The sequence below is a fragment of the Anaeromassilibacillus sp. SJQ-5 genome (assembly GCF_054108045.1).
On record NZ_JBPJWQ010000001.1, the window covers coordinates 1,754,613 to 1,771,946 of the forward strand.

Genomic DNA, 17,334 nt, shown 5'->3' on the forward strand with positions numbered 1-17,334 from the left:
TTGCTATGTGCCGTTGCAGCTTATGCCTTTATACCGCCTAGATACTCAGCTCCTCCAATATATGATACCCGCCTGCAAATGGCATCCGGCTTCCTAGCCGTGCGGGATTGCCGGCTGTGTCTTTCAGGTAGAAGGCCAACCGGTAACGGCCGTGCTCATTCGGCAGGGAAACCCTCCCCGAGATGGTATGCGTCAGCCGGGCTGCGTCGGTGTAGTCGGCCGGATTGCGGCTGTGCCACCCAGACGGGGTGCCGGCGGAAACCGTGGACACCACGCGATTTTCCTCGTCGAGAATGGCAAAGCCGCTCTCCATATTAAAGGGGACGGAAAACCCGTAGTTGGCTAGCTGCAGCCCGACCTGCATCGTCCCGCCCGGATTTCGTCCGCCGGTCACCGTCAGGGACGATGCCTCCAGCTTATATCCCAGATAGTCCCGCACAAAGTCAAATACCTGGCGCTGCGCCGTCTGTCCCCCGTCGTTGCGGAACCAGCCGGGCGCGTACAGAATCCCGTTGGCGCGCAGCCAACTCTCGGTCACCGGGTTCTCCTTCCAGATTTGCATGGAATACCTTTTCGAGGGGCCGTCCTCCCGATAATTGTGATGCAGGCTCAGAGAGGTAAAATGATGCTCGCTGAGCTCCTTGAGGACCTTATAGCCGTCGATCAGATAGCCTCCCTCGTTCGGATCCAAGGACCAGCTGCCCCAGAATAGCTCGCCATCCACCGGCTGGTAAGGGGACTCCCGGGTGAACTGCTGCCACTGAGCGGTGCCGGGATCCACGCCCCCGGTGCCGCCCGCCGCTTCGCCGAACACGCTGTCGTTATGAAAGGACAGCCGGCTGTACAGCGGATCGGTCTTCGGGATCAAATTCTTGTAATCCGGAATCCGCACCTGAATCGCCAGACCGGCCGGCGTCATCGCCTCTAGGCCCCGCAGCAGTTCCACCTGGTCGTGGGGCTGTTTGTAGCTGTGCCACTCGCCCCAGGCACCCAAGAACCCCGCCTGAACCACGTGGATGATATCCCGGTTAGCCTCCAGCAGCGTCCGAAGCTGCCGCATATGGCTAAGCATCACCGACTGCGGCGCCTCGCCGACGCCGTTCATATCCGCCTGATAAGCGAAACGCACCAGCAGCTGCACATGTACCTGCCGAGCATAATCGAAATACGCCTGAATCCGCTGGATGCCGTAGTCCGGGATGACCGGCGTGTTTTTATAGCCAGTCAGATAAAAATACACCTGGGCCAGCTGTGGGGATTCCGGCACATACTGGGCGATGCAGTCCTTGAGGCGAATGGTTGGATCGGGCTGCAACACCTGATAGTCCTGCGCCAGATTGGCCACGTTGACGAAGGTTTCCATCCGGAACCCCCGCTGCGGATTTTTCAGCAGCAGGGCGTCCTCCTCTCCGCAGAACGGCGCGAACTCCCGCTGCACCGTCCCGGAGACCGGATCGTAAGGGATGCCGGAGGTCATATCCAACGTCCGTGCGCCGCCGAGCGTCAGCTGCGTGCCGCCGCTGCCAAAAGCCCGGACGCCACAGATGGAATCGACGAGGAATCCGCCCGCTTCCCCTCCCAGAGCGGAAAACTGGAAGGTCGTGCTGACGGCGACCCGCCCGGCGGTTTGGCCTGCGATGGAATCCTGCCGCATTTCGGCAAATGGGGCGAGAATATAGCCCTCAAACCCGGCGGGCAGAGACAGGATACCCTCGCTGGCCACGCTGTCCGTCCAGTTCGTCCCGCCCTTCGGCAGGATGCGGGCCGTGCCATTCCCCAGGTGGGTAAAGTTCGCCTGGGAGCCCCTGGTGGAATAGAGATTGAATTTCATCCGGCTCACCGCTTCGCCCGGATAGGGCTGAGGGCAGCGGACGTAGAGCAGCAGGGCTGTCATCCCGTCCAAGCGGGCGTTATCCCGGTAAAACACCTCGTAATGCGGATCGGTATCGCGAAAGCCGGACAGGGTAGAGGACTGGATGGACAAAGCCGGCCCGTTGTCCTGCCCGCTGATCCCGGGTACCGCCGCCGCGGACACGTCGCTTTTGGTAAAAGCGGCCATGCCGCTGGCGAGCACATCGTCCCCTGACGCGAAGCCGTCGAAGTGCAGAAGAGGCTCCGCCTGTATGGCGTCGGCCGCGTCCGCCGAGGCGCCGCGCACCGAAGCGCCGCCGTTCAGATACAGATTCCCGCTGCCGGGCAGAGAGGCCACTGCCGCGTTCCCATCCCGCTGGACGCCGTAAATGGCGTGCAGTACCGCCGGGCCGCGATCGCCGCCGATTTCCCGAAATTGCAGAGAGGTGCTGATAAGCCGCGCGCCGGACAGCGCCGCCCGCTTATCGGCGGGCAGATCCACAAATCGCAGCTTGACATAGCCCTCAAACCCGTAGGGCAGACGGATATTGCCGTCGGATGCCGTGACGGTCTGCCATCGATCCGACCGGCGGGCCAATATCTGCACCGGCGCATTTCCCGCGTTAGTCCAGGCGGGGGTTTCGTTTTTATAGCTAAACAGCGTGAAGTGAAACAGGCTGTACCGATCGCCGGGCCGCCCCTTGGGAAGCCGGATATAGAGCATGACCCCTTCCAGCCCGTTCATCTGGGTATCGGGGGGTGAAAACACCTCATAAATCAAATTGTTGGCCGTGGCGAATCCGCCCAGTTCAGTGGAATTCAGCACCACCGCGCCCTCTGAGCCAGGCGCGGTCAGGCCCCTGGCCCCTGTCGCGGTGGCGGATGCGGCCGATTCCGGGCTGATGACCACCTTATCCGCGCCGCGCAGATTGTCGCCTTCCTCATAAGAGGAAAAATCCTGCAGCATGGTCAGCTTTAGCGGATCGGAAATCCGTCCGCCTGTCGATAAATCCTGCACATCGCAGCCGTTCAGGGTCAGCAGCCTGGGATCGTTCCCCATCCCGGAGAGGAGATAGAGGCCGTCCAGCGTCGTGCTCCCCGCCGCGCCACCCAGTGCCAGAAAACGGAAACTGACGCTGATGGCATAGCGGTTGTCCGTGCGCCCGGCGACAGAGTCCTGCCGCATTTCCGTCAGCGGCGCCAGGATATAGCCTTCGAAGCCCGCCGGCAGGGTCAGGATGCCCTCGCTGGCCGTCACCTCGCTCCAGGCGTCGCCGCCCTTGGGCAGCACCTGGGCCGTCCCACTGCCGAGATTGGTGAAATTCGCCTCGTTTTCCCGGGTGGAATAGAGACTGAAGAACACCTTAGAAGTAGCGTCCTGCGGATGAGGGCCGCCGCACTTGATATAAAGCAGCAGCCCCTGCGTGCCGTCCATACGGGTGTCCTGAGAGAAAAACACCTCATACTGAGGATCCGTGTCCCGGAAACCGGACAGCGTGGGGGATTGGATTTCCAGTGCCGGACCGTCGTCCAGCCCGCTGATGTCCGGCACGGCCAGGGCTGTCACGTCGCTCTTGGTGGAGGTGAACAGCCCGCTCGCCTTGACATCATCGCCCGGGTCGAAGCCGCTGAAGTCCTGCCGGGCTCCCGCCACGCCGGCGTTCGCCAGAGGCAGGATGTTGAAGCCGTCGTCGGGCCGGCCAGTGGCCAAATACACGTCGCGGCCCGTTCCGCCGAGCCGGGCAGTCACGGCGGCGCTGTCCGCCGTGATGCCGTATAAGGCGTTTACGACGGCGGAGCCCCGCGCGCCGCCGATCTCCCGGAAACGGAAGGTAGAGCTAATGGCCTGCGCACCGGAAAGCGCCGCCTGCGTTCCAGCGGGCAAGTCAGCGAAGCGCAGCTTCACATAGCCCTCAAACCCATAGGGCAGCTTGATATGGCCGTCAAAGGCAGTTACCGTGTGCCAAGCGGTGTCGCGCACCCCCAGGTATTGCACCGGCGCGTTCCCCGCGTTGGTCCAGGCCGGCGTGTTGTTTTTTATGGTATAGAGATTGAAATGAAACAGGCTGTACCGGTCGCCGGGCTTTCCCTTGGGCAGGCGGATATACGCCATCACGCCCTCCAGCGACTGCAGGGAGGTGTTCTGCGGATAGAACACCTCATAGAACAAATCGGTCGCCGTGGCGTAACCGCCCACATTCTGCGCGTAAAGGGATACCGCCCGGGCCGCGCCGGGCGCGCCCAAGGTATCTACCGCCCGGGCGCCGGCGGCCGCCGACGGCGGCGAAACCGGAATGTTGCCGGGAGCGTTCAGCTCCTGACCGGTGGAATAGGTGGAGAAATCCTGCAGCATGGTCAGCTGTATAGGGGCAGGCGCCGTCGATACGGCCCCCGCCGGCAGAACCGGGATGGAAAACAGCGTGGAAACCAGAAGAGTGCCCGCCGCGAAGATTCGACTCCATTTCATTTCCGCATTCTCCTCTTTATTCGTTTTTCAGCACAGCCTCCAGCAATGAATCAAAATCCGCTGTGGCGGCGCAGCAATAGCGATCGGCGCCGCCGTAATAGACATAGAGAATCCCCCCTTTCACCACGTTGCCGGTGGGAAAGACGCAGCCGTTGTAATACCCGTCGGTTTCATAGAATTCTTCCGGCTCGAGAATCGGTGTACGGGTGCGGCCCAGCACCCGTTCCGGATGCTCCAGATCCAGCACCATGGCCCCCACGCGGTAAATCCCCTGCGCGTCCACCGCGTGATAGAGCATAAACCAGCCCTTGTCGGTGCGGATGGGCGGCGCGCAGGCGCCCAGCTTTTCCTCCCAGGGTTCCCGCGCCTCCGCCAGCAGGCGGCAGCCCGCCGCGTCCGGCCATTCCAGCAGCTGATCGGAATACGCCAGCCAGATGGACGGATACCGGCACCCGTATGCCTCTCCCACCCACTCCTTGCCGCGGGACAGGCGGACATAGCGGCCCCCCACCTTCTCCGGGAAAAGCAGCACATCCCGGTCATCCATGCCCGCCCGGGTCATCCGGCCCATCTTCCGAAAGGCACGGAAATCCCGGGTGGCCGCCAGGGCGGTAAAAGTCAGGTTGTCCTCGAATCCCCAGGTCTCGACGCCGGGACAAAGAGGCTGGTTGGTTGGGGGAAACTCCCAATACCGGCCGGGCGGATAGGGCCGGCAGGCGTAGGTGACATAAAACGTGCCGTTCAGCTTGACCACCCGGGGATCCTCCACACAGCCGCCGTCGTAGTTCCCCGGCGTGGGAGACAGAACCGGCCGGCTGTCTTGGCGCTCAAAATGAAAGCCGTCGGCGCTGGTCGCCAGTCCCAAATGGATGCGGTGGGCTTCGTCGCCGCCCGCCGCACGGTACAGCATGGTGAACATCCCGTCTTCATACCAGACCGCCGGATTGCAGACGCAAAGGGATTCCCAATCGTTGTCCGGATTGGCGGACAGAATGGGGTTATCGGCATACCGTTGCAGTTTCATACTCGTCTCCTATTGTGTTATTCGGACATAGGCAGTCCCAGCTTCTCGCAGATTCGGCGGGCCACCAGACGATGCCCCGCCACCGAGGGATGGGCCCCGTCCTGAATCATGCCCGGGTTCTGTTCCGCCAAATCCGTGAAGGATATGTATAGGCCGCCCAGCTCGTCGGCGGCACGTTTCAGCTCGGCACGGTAGAATTCTTTTTCCGCCTGGAAGGTCCACAGGGTGTCCACTACCGCCAGCTTCGCCCCGCTTGCCTCGCAGGAACGGATGATCCGATTGATTTTATTGCGGAAGGCCGCGTGATCCGCCTGCATCCCCGCGTCGTTGAAGCCCAAAGCGAGCACCACCACATTGGCTCGGCAGACCGATTGAATGACATCGTTGCCCACCTCGACGAGCTGCAAGCCGCTGCGGGAATAATTCTGCACCGTCACCCCGTTCGGCTCCTCGGCATAGCCAAAGCCCGTGATGACAACGGGGGCCGCGCCGCTGCTCACCACGCAAATCTCCGCCTTAGCGGGCAGATTGGCGGGCAGCGGTATATACGGGGATCGGGCACAGGTATCGGTTTTGTCCCGGCGGCAGTCCACTGTCGCCAGCGTCCGGCCGGCGGCCTCTACACGGAAGGAGCCCTGAGCCGGTCCCGCTTCATAATACACGTACAGGCCCTTGACATGCCGGCCCGCATCGGTGGCGTTACGGTCCACCGTCACCGTCATTTTGGCCTGGCCGGACAGCGAACGGTACAGCTCAAACCCCAGATGCCCGGCGGCGCCTTCTCCGCCGCCATGCCCCCATTCGCCTGCCGCCAAATCGATGGTGTGCAGCTCCTGATACGTGCCGTCGGGATTATCGAAGGTACACAGCAGGGAGGTAAAGCCATAATTATAGACACCGAACTTTTTGGCGACCGCTTTTTTGAGCAGCCCCACATAGGAATGATCCGGGATATTGGGCGCATTGGCCCCGTGAGAAATGCTGTCCCCCAAAACGTTGATGCTTTTACCGCCATAAGCGTCCCGCCCCTTGTTAAAAAGCGCCGCGTTCAGGAACCCCGAATCGGTTGACTGCTTGCCTGTGGTCGCGAGCGCGGCCTTGGTGGCGGATGCGGCATGCCGGCTGGTCGTCGTTTTCCGGGCGGACGCAGGGGATGCCTGGGTGGTGGAAGCCTTGCCGGAGGTCGTGACAGCGCTTGTTACGGCGGTTGTGGTCATCTGAGCGGATGACCAGGCGGAGGAAACCGCGCTGGCAGTCGGCGCGGCGGCCGACGAGGATGGACTTGGCGCCCCGGAGCAGCCGGCGGCCGTCAACGGGAACAGCAGGCAAAGCGCCAAGGCGCGCGACTTTCGCACAAAACGCATAGGGCATCTCCCTCTCTCTTAAATTTGCAGAACACCGGCGGACGCGATTTTTAGCCAGGCGCTCTCCTCTATGGGAAGGCCGCGGCTGTCCTCCCGCGCATCGTACGGCAGCAGGGTCATCTCCAACTCTGGAATGGAAGCAGCGGCCCCCGCCAGATAGGCGTCCAGCGTTTCCAGCGCCGCCCGCAGACGGAAGGCCAGCGTGCCGAAACGCATATCCAGCACCTCCCGGCCAAACGGTTTATTTTCCGCTGCCCACTGGCGGCACACCGCCCGGTACAGCGCCTCGCACAAATCCGGCAGGCGGCGCAGAGTCTCCCTCTGGCGGCAAAGCGCCTGCCTGTCCCCCTCCTGATAAGCGCGGCGCAGCCGCACCCCCAAATCCGCCTTACACGCCAGAACGGCGGCCAGCTTCTCCAGCGTCTCAAACAGAGCCGTCTGCGGATTCCGTAGAGCAGCGGCCCGCATCGCGTCCGCCGCCGCCGCAAAAACCGGGGCGTCCCTTTCCTCCGGCACGTGGGCGTCAAACAGGCCCAGCAACACGTCCTGATACAGCAGATATTTGGCGGGGTTGGCCGGTCCCGGCGTGTCCGGCGCGTCTCCCGGGCGCAGATGCAGCTGGTCGATGGCGAGAAAATCCGTCCAGCACAGGCCGGTACAGGCCGCAAAGCGGGCCGCCAGACGGTTCTCGTCCGCCGCCGGCTCCCAGGACGCCTCTGCAAACAGCTGCATGACCGGCAGAATTCCCCACAGGGATCCTTCGGCTCCGTCGTCCCCCCAGGCGGTGAGGATCACTTCCTTCACGCCGTGGGCCGCGCAGACCGTCAGCGCTGTCCGGCTCCGCTCCAGGCTGTGGCCGATATGCGGAGCAAAGCCCAGCCATTTCCACGCCCCTCCGGCAAACAGGATATCCCGCTCGAACCGCTGGTGACTCTCCAGCGTGGCGGCATAGTCCTCCGGCTTCGCGGAATAGTAGTCCCAGGCCACCAGCTGCATGTCGGGCGGAACGCGGCGGCGTATGTCCGGCGTAACGACATCGTCCTTATAGCCGCCCCCGCCTATCCGGTAAAAGGTATCGCTCCACATCATGGGGCGAAACCCGTGCCGCCGGCAAATGGCGTCCACCCGCTCGACATGCCGCAGCAGCAAGTCGGCCCGATCGGGACAGCCGTGTTTGTCCAGGTATCGCCCCAACCCTGCCATATGGGCTTCATCCAGTCCCACATGGATACGCCTGGAGCCGAACAGCTCCCGCACCCGCGCAATCAGAGCGTCCAGAAACCGATCGGTTTTATCGTCATCCAACAGCAGGATATCCCCGATATCCCGCAGCTCGTCGAAGGCCCGCCACCGCATGGGGGCGGTAAAATGTGCCAAGGTCTGTATGCAGGGGATCAGCTCTACTCCGAATCGGGCGGCGTAGTCGTCCAGCTTCCGGATTTCCTGAGCCGTATAGGCCCCCCGCATATACCCAAAATAGGGATAATCGGGCAGCTCGATCGTGTCCTCCGTATACAAAAACAGGGCGTTGAGTCCCATCGCCGCGCACCGCCGAATCAGCTGGTACAGCGTTTCCGGCTTCGGTACGGCGTTTCGGCTGGCATCCACCAGCACGCCGTTTAAGGTAAAGCGGGGCGACTGGAGGAAGACGTCCTGTCTTTCCAGCGTCTCGGGCAGCAGGCTCAGGGCGCGGAAGGCGGCGGCGCGGGTGCCGTAGCACACCTGGACGGCGTCTCCCCGGGGATCGATGCGAAGCCCCTCGCCTCCCGGCTCCAGCCATACTGGCCGGCCGTCCATATCCAGCGGCAGGCCCAGCTCCCGCGCCGCCTCCTCCAGGGGTTCCAGCAGTGCGGCGTCGGCGCAGCGCAGGCAAATCCTATCCATCCAGCCGCACCTCGGCAAAGCGATGCTCCCGAGCCGACTCGACGGCCTTCAGGCAGAGCAGCGCGCTGGCGATGCCGTCCTCCAGCGAACTCTCACTGTTTTCCGTTCCCGCCATCACGCCGCAGAAATTCAACATCAGCTGTTTATCCCCGCCGAAATGGGAGGAGGCGGTCAAATCCAGCTTGTAGCATACATCCACCGGCTCGTCGTGCTTATGCACAAGCAGCTCCCCGGTGTACCAATCAAATTCCAGCGTGCCCTTGTAGCCAAGGAACCGCGCTCCGCGCAGCTGGGCGTTTTTGCGGGCAAAAAAGTTCTGGCTGTAGCATACATGCATCCCGGTGTCGTACCGGATGAGAACGCTGGCCGAATCGTGGTTGCCGGTGGCAGTGGAAAAGCAGCAGAGATCGCCGTGAGGATGATCCGCCTTGTAGGTGGTCATGAACCACTCGCTTTCCGGGCAGGTGCGCTCCTCGGGGCAGTCGGGACAGCGCAGCCTCGCCGGTTTGTCCCCTTTATAAATCTGCTTGGATTCCATGGCGCAGAGCTCCACCGGCCGATGCCCCAGTATGTACTGGATATAGTCGAGATCGTGGGTCGCCTTTTGCAGGAACAACCCACCGGTGACGCTTTCGTCCCGGCACCAGGTATGGTAATACCCCGCCCCATAGGGGACGTTGTTCCAAGCCTGCACGTGCTGCACTTCGCCGATCTCCCCGCTGTCGATAATGGCCTTGGCCTTGCGTACCGGCAGCGACGCGCGCAGCGGAAAGGAAACCACCGTCTGGGCCGCGGTCGCTTTTCCAGCAGCGTCCAGGGCCCGCAGCTGCTCCATAGTGACCGATACCGGCTTTTCGAGAAACAGCGGGATATTCCGGCGCAGCACCTCCACGGCATAAGGGGTATGCGTATTGCACCGCGTGCCGATCATGCACCCGTCCAGTTCCTCGTTGTCCAGCATTTCCCGTGCATCCGTATAAAAGCGGATGCCGTCGGCCGTCAGGCCGGGATGGCGCAGCCGCCCCCGCACCGCCGTCAAATCCGTATCCGCCACCGCTGCAATTTTGACATCCATCCCCAACTCCAGCAGCACGTTCTGAATCAGATCGCCCAGTCGGCCGCCGAAGCCGATTACGCCGATTTTCCGCATACCCTCACTCCTCTATAAGGCGATATCCACAAAGCGATGCTCTCTGGCCGACTCGGCGGCCTTCAGGCAGAGCAGCGCGCTGGCGATGCCGTCCTCCAGCGGACTCTCACTGTTTTCCGTTCCCGCCATCACGCCGCAGAAATTCAGCATCAGCTGTTTATCCCCGCCGAAATGGGAGGAGGCGGTCAAATCCAGCTTATAGCACGCATCCACCGGCTCGTCGTGCTTGTGCAGATGGATTTCCCCGGTATACCAATCAAATTCCAGCGTGCCTTTGTAGCCGAGGAACCGCGCCCCGCGCAGCTGGGCATTCTTGCGGGCAAAAAAGTTCTGGCTGTAGCATACATGCATCCCGGTGTCGTACCGGACGAGAACGCTGGCCGAATCATGGTTGCCGGTGGCGGTGGAAAAGCAGCAGAGATCGCCGTGAGGATGATCCGCCTTGTAGGTGGTCATGAACCACTCGCTTTCCGGGCAGGTACGCTCCTCGGGGCAGTCGGAGCAGCGCAGTCCCGCCGGTTTGTCCCCTTTGAAAATCTGCTTGGATTCCATGGCGCAGAGCTCCACCGGCCGACGGCCCAGCATGTATTGAATATAGTCGAGATCGTGGGTCGCTTTCTGCAGGAACAGCCCGCCGGTGACGCTTTCGTCCCGGTACCAGGAATGGTAATAACAGCCGCCGTATGGGACGTTGTTATACGCCTGGACATGCTGTATCTCGCCGATCTCCCCGCTGTCGATAATAGCCTTGGCTTTCCGGACGATGCCCGATGTGCGCAGAGGGAAAGAGACCACCGTCTGAGCCGTGGTCGCCTTGCCCGCGGCGGCCAAGGCGCGCAAATCCTCTATCGTGGTGGATACCGGCTTTTCGAGAAACAGCGGGATATTCCGGCGCAGCACCTCCACGGCATAAGAGGTATGCGTATTGCACCGCGTGCCGATCATGCATCCGTCCAGCTCCTCGCTGTCCAGCATCTCCCGCGCGGTTTTGTAATACCGAATGGTTTCGGGATGCAAACGGGGATGAGACATCCGGGCCCGGGCCGCAGCTTCGTCCAAATCCGTAAAAGCTACAATCTCCACATCCAGCTTCAGCTCCAGCAGCACGTCCTTGATGAGATCGCCCGTCCGGCCGCCGTAGCCAATCACGCCGATTTTCAGCATACCGATCCCTCCTTCAGCCGTCTGCGCGGATCGCGTCCACGATGTCGTCTACCCGGCTGAACGCCAGGCCCGTGACCGTGTCGGCGGCGCCGTAGTAAATGGCCAGCCTGCCCGTATCTTTGTCGCACAAGGCTGCGCAGGGAAACACCACGTTCGGCACGTCGCCAACGCATTCGTAATCCTCCCGGGGAGCCATCAGGAAAGAGCGGGTGCGCCCAAGCACTTTCCACGGCTGTTCCCGATCGAGCAGAGCGGCGCCGATGCTGTAGACAAAGCCGCTGCAGGAACGAAGCACCCCGTGGTAAATCAGCAGCCAGCCCTCGCCGGTTTCAATGGGCACCGGCCCGGCCCCTACCTTCAGCTTCTCCCAGGACTCCCGGGGCTCGAGCACACGCCGATGCTTCCCCCAATAGACCATGTCCGGGCTCTCGCTGTAGAAAATATCGCCGAACGCGGTGTGTCCGTTGTCGCTCGGCCGGCTGAGCATGGCGTAGTTGCCGCCGATTTTGCGGGGAAAAAGCACCCCGTTGCGGTTATATGGCAGAAACGCGTTCTCCATCTGATGGAACACCCGAAAATCCTCGGTCCAGGCCATCCCAATGGTGGGCAGATCTTCATAGCCGTTGCACCAGGTGATGTAATACCGATCCTCCAGCTTGCAGACCCGGGGATCGTAGGCGTATTCAAACGCGAGATCCGCCGGTCCGTCGATAAAGCGGATGGGCCGGGGCTCAATGTTCCAGTGGATGCCGTCCTGGGAGAAACCGGCGTGCAGCCACGGCACCCGGCGGGTGTTGTCGCAACGGAACACCCCGGCGAATCCGCCCCGGAAGGGAACGGCGGCGCTGTTGAAAATGCTATTGGAATCGGGCAGGGCGTCCCGTTTGATGATGGGGTTTCCTCTATACCGCCACAAGGGTGATTTGTCCCCCGGAGTCCGCTCCTGCCACGGCATATCGGGCAGGGAGTCCCCCCCGATAACTGGCACCCTTCTGTTCTCCTCGACGATTTGGACGCCGAGGATGCTCTCGCTCATAACCTGTACGTTCATACACTCTCTCCTGTTCCCTCTATCCGGATGAACCCGCGGGCCGGTACGGTCACGCCGTCCGCATCCGCCGGTTCCGCCCCGTAATTCACGGCGATGCGCGCGCCGTTCGCGTAAGTGGTGACGGCGACATCGCCGCGGCGGACATGGCCGGTGATGGGCTGGTCAAACAGCCCGTCATACAGGGCGGCCGAGGCTTTCAGCATCTCCCCCAGCCTCTCGCCGACCCCCGCATAGCCGGTGTTGTACAAAAAGGCGTAGCCGGTATCCTTGAGGACGGTATTGTCCTTTGCCGTGATGCGGAAGTTCGGCAGCGCGCCCGCCTCCAGGCATTGCAGAAAGGCCGTTTCCACGTCCTCCTCCGCGTTGAAGGGAACCGCCGCCAGATTCACATACCCATGCAGCGCCATCGTGTAAAACGGCACCGATTCCGCCGCGCAGTCGAACCGGCTGGAAACGGTGGGGATCTCATACAACGTGCGCACCGTTCCAAGCAGCCAAGCGTTCCCGCCCTCCGCTGCCAAAGCCCGGCCGTCCTCCTTTTCCAGGGTGGCGCGCACGCTCTCCAGCATGGCCTGCCGCTCGGTGTAAGATCCTTCGGCGTAATCGCTGTATAAATCGGTCCCAATGCTGCCGAGCGACGTCCCCGCCCCGCCGCGGGAGGATGTTTTATCGAAGAATCGCCCCAAACGTTTGGTCAGCTCGGCGGCGGTCAGGCCATAGCGGCCCCCGCCCTCCGTGACGGCGGCGTAGGTGCTTAGGGAATACGCGGTCTTCATCAGGTAATCCCGGTTCAGGGCGCGGGCAAAATTCTTCTGCCGCAGCCACAGAAAAGCGGGATCGGTTTCGTACAGGAACTCCTGCACCCCATAAATCACGCCACCTGTTCCCTTCTGCGAGGCCAGCAGACGGTCATAGCCCTTCCGGCCCCCCACGGCGCTGTTCCAGCTTTCTTTTCCCGGGTAGCCCCCCTTGCCGAACCCGTAGAGGAACGCTCCCAGCCGGCTCCCCGTCTCCTGCAGCTCGTTCAAGATGGCGGCGGCCTCGTCGAAGCTGGTGGCCGTTACGGCATGATCGTACGGGATGCCCAGAAAGGAGCGGCGCTCGGTGGTTTTACCGAAGAACTCCACCCCGCCGTCCAGGCGTTCGTCCTCCCGCAGCGGTGTCAGCGCCCCGGCCTTGATGAGATAGTCCCGGTACCGGGCCGCCATGTCCCCATAAGCGGCGCGCCCGGCTTCGAGTGGGAGAATGCATAGCGCAAAGTCCCGCGTCGCGGCCCGGTCGTTGACCACCGGGTATTCGTTGTAATTCCAGTCCTTTCCCGCAATAAGGGCGGTATCGGTCTGCCGGTATGTAAACGATGCGAAGGCGTTGGCCATGGAGGAAACCGCGCCGACGGGATTCGCCTCCACATAGGCCGCGCTCTCGTTCCCGCTGATGACAGCCAGCAGCCCGCTGCCGCCGCGGCTGACGCCGAAGACGGGGAGCCGGGCGGCCTGCTTATCCCCCTCGTCGTAATAGTAGGAGGTAGCCAAATCCCTGCCGTACACCTTCTGCTTGTAAGGCGCCGCGTGAGGGCGCGGGACGGAGAAATCGATAAGCGCGCCGCTGCCGTCGGGGATGAGAAGATACCCCTCCTCCCCATTTCCGCCCCGCAGGAAATAGGGGAGCACCTGGATCTCGCTGATGCGGGCCTCGCCCCGCTCCTTTATGTCCTTCACCGGGATACGGATATCCAGCGCGCCGTCCCGCAGGCGGTATTCCAACGGAATAGAGAATTGCTCCGTCTCGCGGGAGAAATTATAGGTGACGCGCACGCCGTCCGCTATCTTGCGGATTTCGAAAGAGCGGCGCAGCACGCTTGCCAGATACGAGCCGATAGTCGCGGTATTTTTCTGATGGTCGTAATAGGTGACCACCAGCTGAGAGCGAATGTCGTTGAGCACCGCGCCGCCGGTATAGGCGTCCTCCTGCGGGTCGACGGGATTGGTATCCCAGCGGGAGCCGTCCGCTCCGTTCCAGAGGGCGACGGCACAGGTGGACAAATTCACCGACAGGCGAAGATTACCGCTCTCGGCCACCGTGACCTCCTCCCCCTGCACCGCGTGGCCCGCTTTCTCCGGTTCCGGCGTATCGGCAGGTTCAGCCGCGCCGGACACCAAGAGCACCGCCAGCAGAAGGGCTGTCAGCAAAGCTGTGAGTCTTTTCATTCCGCGCCCCCTATCGTCCCGCCAGCTCGGCGGCCACGGTGCCAATAAAAGCGACCAGCTGCTGAAAAATCGAGAAAGACAGCAGCGCCAGGAACGCCACCGCGGCCAACAGCACCAGCGTTATCAGCACCGACCCTACCGTCCGCGCGACGGTGAACTGGTGCATGACCATCATCCCCAAAAACAGCAGCAGAAGCGACCAGCCCTGTAAAACCGCCGTGGCGGCAGTCAGAAACATGGACTCCGACAGGCTCAGGATCCGGGAGACCAGCAGCAGGGGCAGCTGACCGAGAACCATAGGCATGAGGGAGTAGCAGGTGGCGATCCAAATCTGCCGGAAAGTGCCCTCCCCCTCGAGCAGGGTACAAGAGGACCAGTTGCATACCGCCCAGAGCAGCAGCACCACAACCGTCTGTGCCAGGATTAGAAACAAGTTAAATTGCCGGATATCGTGGGCGTTGAACAGATAGCCGGTCATGGAAAAAGCCATCATCTGCCCGACAAAATACAGGAAAGCCAGCAGGTTCGCCAGCGCCAGAGAGCCGCGTCCCTCGAACTTGATGTCGTTCATGGTTTCCACCGGATGGAAAAACAGGCGGAAGGGCACCAGCAGCTTGGTTTTATCCAGGCTGCGCCATCGCAGACGCTCTGGCTGGAAATGAGCCGCCTGAATGCGCACACCCCGCATAAATCGAATCAGATTGCTCAAGTTCGCCGCCCCTCCTTCTTCGCCGAGCGCAGTATCGCTCGTTTAATGCGTTTCACCAGCCAGACAAACGCGGCCACGGCAGCGGCTGCCGCCGGTAGAAGCCACCACAGGTTGGCCCGTGTGAACTGCCGGCGCACCTGCTGCACCGCCAGCGAATAAAAATAGCGGTCGCCGCCGTTTTCGAGGCACGCCATGGCCTCGTCATAGCGTCCCTGCTGAAGCCGGGCCCGGCCGATGCCGCGGTAAGCGACCGTAAGGCTGCCGTTCTGCCGAAGCGTCTCTTCCCACAGAGCCGCGCTCTTTTCATAATCGCCCGCGTCATAGGCGGCAAGCGCCAGACGCACGGTCTCCATATAGGGGACCGGCGCAAATACGGTAAGGCTGTTCTTATCCGCGTCGGCAATCAGATACTCGCTTCCCAGCTTTTCCAGCGCCGTGGCGTTTTTGAAAAAGCCCTGCTGTTCGCCCCTGCCGCCGAAAATGCACAGCGGGTTCTGCTCCTTATCGTACTGGAACACGCGTCCCCGCTGGTTGTCGAGCACCGACAGGATGCCGTCCGCATCCACCTGCACGTCCGTCATGCGGCTCGCGATGGTCAGCCCTTTCTGGTAGTCCACCTCCTGGTCGCCGTAATTGCTCCGGTCATAGCCGGTTTGCAGAAAACCAGCGTCCTGTCCGGGATATTTGCGGATGTTCTCGCCCGCCGCGTTGAGCTGCCGAACCTGGCCGGTGCTCACCGTGGCGGTGACGGTGAAGATCATCCCTTGGTCGTCCATAAAAACGTTGGCATATTCGGTGGGAACGGTGCGCACCATGCCTTCGCGCTGTTCGTCGGAAAACAGATTCTTCCAGAAGTTCCGGATCAGCACCCCGGCGGTGACCTCTATCTTGTTCGCTCCGAAAAATCCCAGAAACGCGTCGGTATCGTCGTATTGGAGCAGCCCCTGGTAGATACCGGAGGCCGCGACGTATACCGTTCCCGTGTCGTTGACCGCCAGCTTGGAGGGCTTGAATTCCGCGTCGTCGGTCAGCAGATCGGTCTGAGGCTTGAGCAGCGTCCGGCGGATAACGCCGTCGGCGTCCACCGCCACCACCCGGCCGGCGCCGGTGTCGCCGATATACAGCAGGTCACCCGCTGTCCACAGCCCTTCCGGTCCGGTAAGCGCCTGCTTTTCCCCGTCCGGTGTGACGACGGCGTCGATGATTCTGTCCAGCGTCAGATCGCGGTGCAGCACGACGATCCGGTTGTTGCCGGTGTCGGCTATATACAGGCGCTCCTGCTCGTCCACCGCCATATCCCGGGGATTCTTAAAGGAGCCGATGCCCAGCTCTTCCCCATAAAGCACCCGACGGCATACGTAACCCGCTGGGGCGCAGACCGCTTCCCCCTGCTGGTTGTACTGGTAGCTTTTCCCGATCTCCAGCGCCAGGGCGGATGGGCCGGACAGCAGAGCCGCCAGACAGACGGAGAGGGCGGCGGGCCCTATGTGCTTATTCAACTGGTAGCCCCCCTTATCCCTTAAGTCCGGAATGCGCCATGGTTTCCACCACCGATTTTTGGCTGAACAGGAAAATCACCACCGGCGGAATCAACAGCAGCACCGCCACCGCCGATGCCACCCCCGCCCGCGCGACGCCCGCACCGCTGAGCTGGGAGAGCATGGCCGGCAGCATCTTCCGGCTCTCGCTGTAAATAAATTGCACCCCGTTGGTGTTCCACACGCTGGTAAAGGTGAAAATCACCACCGTCAGCCAGGCGGGCTTGACCATGGGCAGAATCAGGCGGAAAAACAGGGTGACCTCCTTCGCCCCGTCGATGCGGCAGGATTCGATGATCTCGTTCGGTATCGCCTCCATGAACTGCATCAGCAGGAACACGCCGAAGGACGTACCCATGGCCGGCAGTATCAGCGCCCAATAGGTGTCGATAACCTGGAGTTTTGCCATGATGATGTACTGCGGGATGGAGGTCACCTCCGGGCGGAACAGGATGGCGAACACCACCAGCTGCACGATAACCTTCTTCATGGGAAACCGGTGCTTGGCCAGCGGGTAGGCCGCCATGGAGGCCACCAGCACATACCCCGCGGTGGAAATCGCCGCGACAAACACGCTGTTGAACAGATACCGCTCAAAGGGTACGGGCGACTGGGCCTGCAGCTTGATGAGAGCCGAGAAGTTCCGCAGGGTCGGATGATAGACAAAGAAGCGGGGCGGATACAAAAACAGCTCATTGAGCGGCTTCAGAGAACTGACGATGGAATAGTAGATGGGAAGAATCGTAAAGGCGCCCAGCAGCAGCAGGAAAACCGCCACCAGAAAATTCCCCCAAGCCGAGCGGGAAACCCGCTTTGCGGAAAGCTTTGCCGTATAATTCATCGTATCCCCCCTTTTTCCGCCGCATACAGTCGGCCCTCCGGGCGGCCGGCGGGCGGCGCTTGCCAAGCGCGCTTACAATTTTCT

Annotated in this window: 11 protein-coding genes; all 11 read right to left on the reverse strand. The window is 62.0% G+C overall.

Going from position 1 to position 17,334, the window contains the following annotated elements:
• Nucleotides 1–37 precede the first annotated feature (37 nt).
• From ACSAMM_RS07540 to ACSAMM_RS07590, 11 genes are read right to left on the reverse strand one after another with little or no spacing between them, the layout of a single operon-like run.
• On the reverse strand, nucleotides 38–4,318 hold the full coding sequence (locus ACSAMM_RS07540; protein WP_457790832.1) for a DUF4874 domain-containing protein: 4,281 nt from the start codon (nucleotides 4,316–4,318) through the stop codon (nucleotides 38–40).
• 16 nt (nucleotides 4,319–4,334) lie between these two features.
• Nucleotides 4,335–5,342, reverse strand: coding sequence for a glycoside hydrolase family 130 protein (locus ACSAMM_RS07545; RefSeq protein ID WP_457790833.1), 1,008 nt, complete (start codon nucleotides 5,340–5,342; stop codon nucleotides 4,335–4,337).
• A gap of 17 nt (nucleotides 5,343–5,359) precedes the next feature.
• Complete coding sequence (locus ACSAMM_RS07550; RefSeq protein ID WP_457790834.1) at nucleotides 5,360–6,706, reverse strand: SGNH/GDSL hydrolase family protein; 1,347 nt, start codon at nucleotides 6,704–6,706, stop codon at nucleotides 5,360–5,362.
• A gap of 18 nt (nucleotides 6,707–6,724) precedes the next feature.
• Nucleotides 6,725–8,590, reverse strand: a complete 1,866-nt coding sequence (locus ACSAMM_RS07555; protein ID WP_457790836.1) for a family 20 glycosylhydrolase — start codon at nucleotides 8,588–8,590, stop codon at nucleotides 6,725–6,727.
• Nucleotides 8,583–9,740, reverse strand: a complete 1,158-nt coding sequence (locus ACSAMM_RS07560) for a Gfo/Idh/MocA family protein (protein ID WP_457790838.1) — start codon at nucleotides 9,738–9,740, stop codon at nucleotides 8,583–8,585. The genes ACSAMM_RS07555 and ACSAMM_RS07560 overlap by 8 nt, the downstream gene beginning before the upstream one ends.
• A 12-nt stretch (nucleotides 9,741–9,752) precedes the next feature.
• Nucleotides 9,753–10,904 (reverse strand): Gfo/Idh/MocA family protein, encoded by a 1,152-nt coding sequence (locus ACSAMM_RS07565; RefSeq protein ID WP_457790840.1) that lies wholly within the window; start codon nucleotides 10,902–10,904, stop codon nucleotides 9,753–9,755.
• 13 nt (nucleotides 10,905–10,917) lie between these two features.
• Nucleotides 10,918–11,955, reverse strand: coding sequence for a glycoside hydrolase family 130 protein (locus tag ACSAMM_RS07570; RefSeq protein ID WP_457790842.1), 1,038 nt, complete (start codon nucleotides 11,953–11,955; stop codon nucleotides 10,918–10,920).
• The gene (locus ACSAMM_RS07575; RefSeq protein WP_457790844.1) at nucleotides 11,952–14,162 is read right to left on the reverse strand and encodes a DUF5696 domain-containing protein; all 2,211 of its coding nucleotides are present in this window, start codon (nucleotides 14,160–14,162) and stop codon (nucleotides 11,952–11,954) included. Before ACSAMM_RS07575 ends, ACSAMM_RS07570 begins: the two co-directional genes overlap by 4 nt.
• 10 nt (nucleotides 14,163–14,172) lie before the next feature.
• Nucleotides 14,173–14,871, reverse strand: a complete 699-nt coding sequence (locus tag ACSAMM_RS07580) for a Yip1 family protein (protein WP_457790846.1) — start codon at nucleotides 14,869–14,871, stop codon at nucleotides 14,173–14,175.
• On the reverse strand, nucleotides 14,868–16,370 hold the full coding sequence (locus ACSAMM_RS07585) for a hypothetical protein (protein WP_178723349.1): 1,503 nt from the start codon (nucleotides 16,368–16,370) through the stop codon (nucleotides 14,868–14,870). Before ACSAMM_RS07585 ends, ACSAMM_RS07580 begins: the two co-directional genes overlap by 4 nt.
• A 13-nt stretch (nucleotides 16,371–16,383) precedes the next feature.
• A complete protein-coding gene (locus ACSAMM_RS07590; protein WP_178723351.1) occupies nucleotides 16,384–17,250 on the reverse strand; it encodes an ABC transporter permease subunit in 867 nt (288 codons plus the stop codon).
• Nucleotides 17,251–17,334 lie beyond the last annotated feature (84 nt).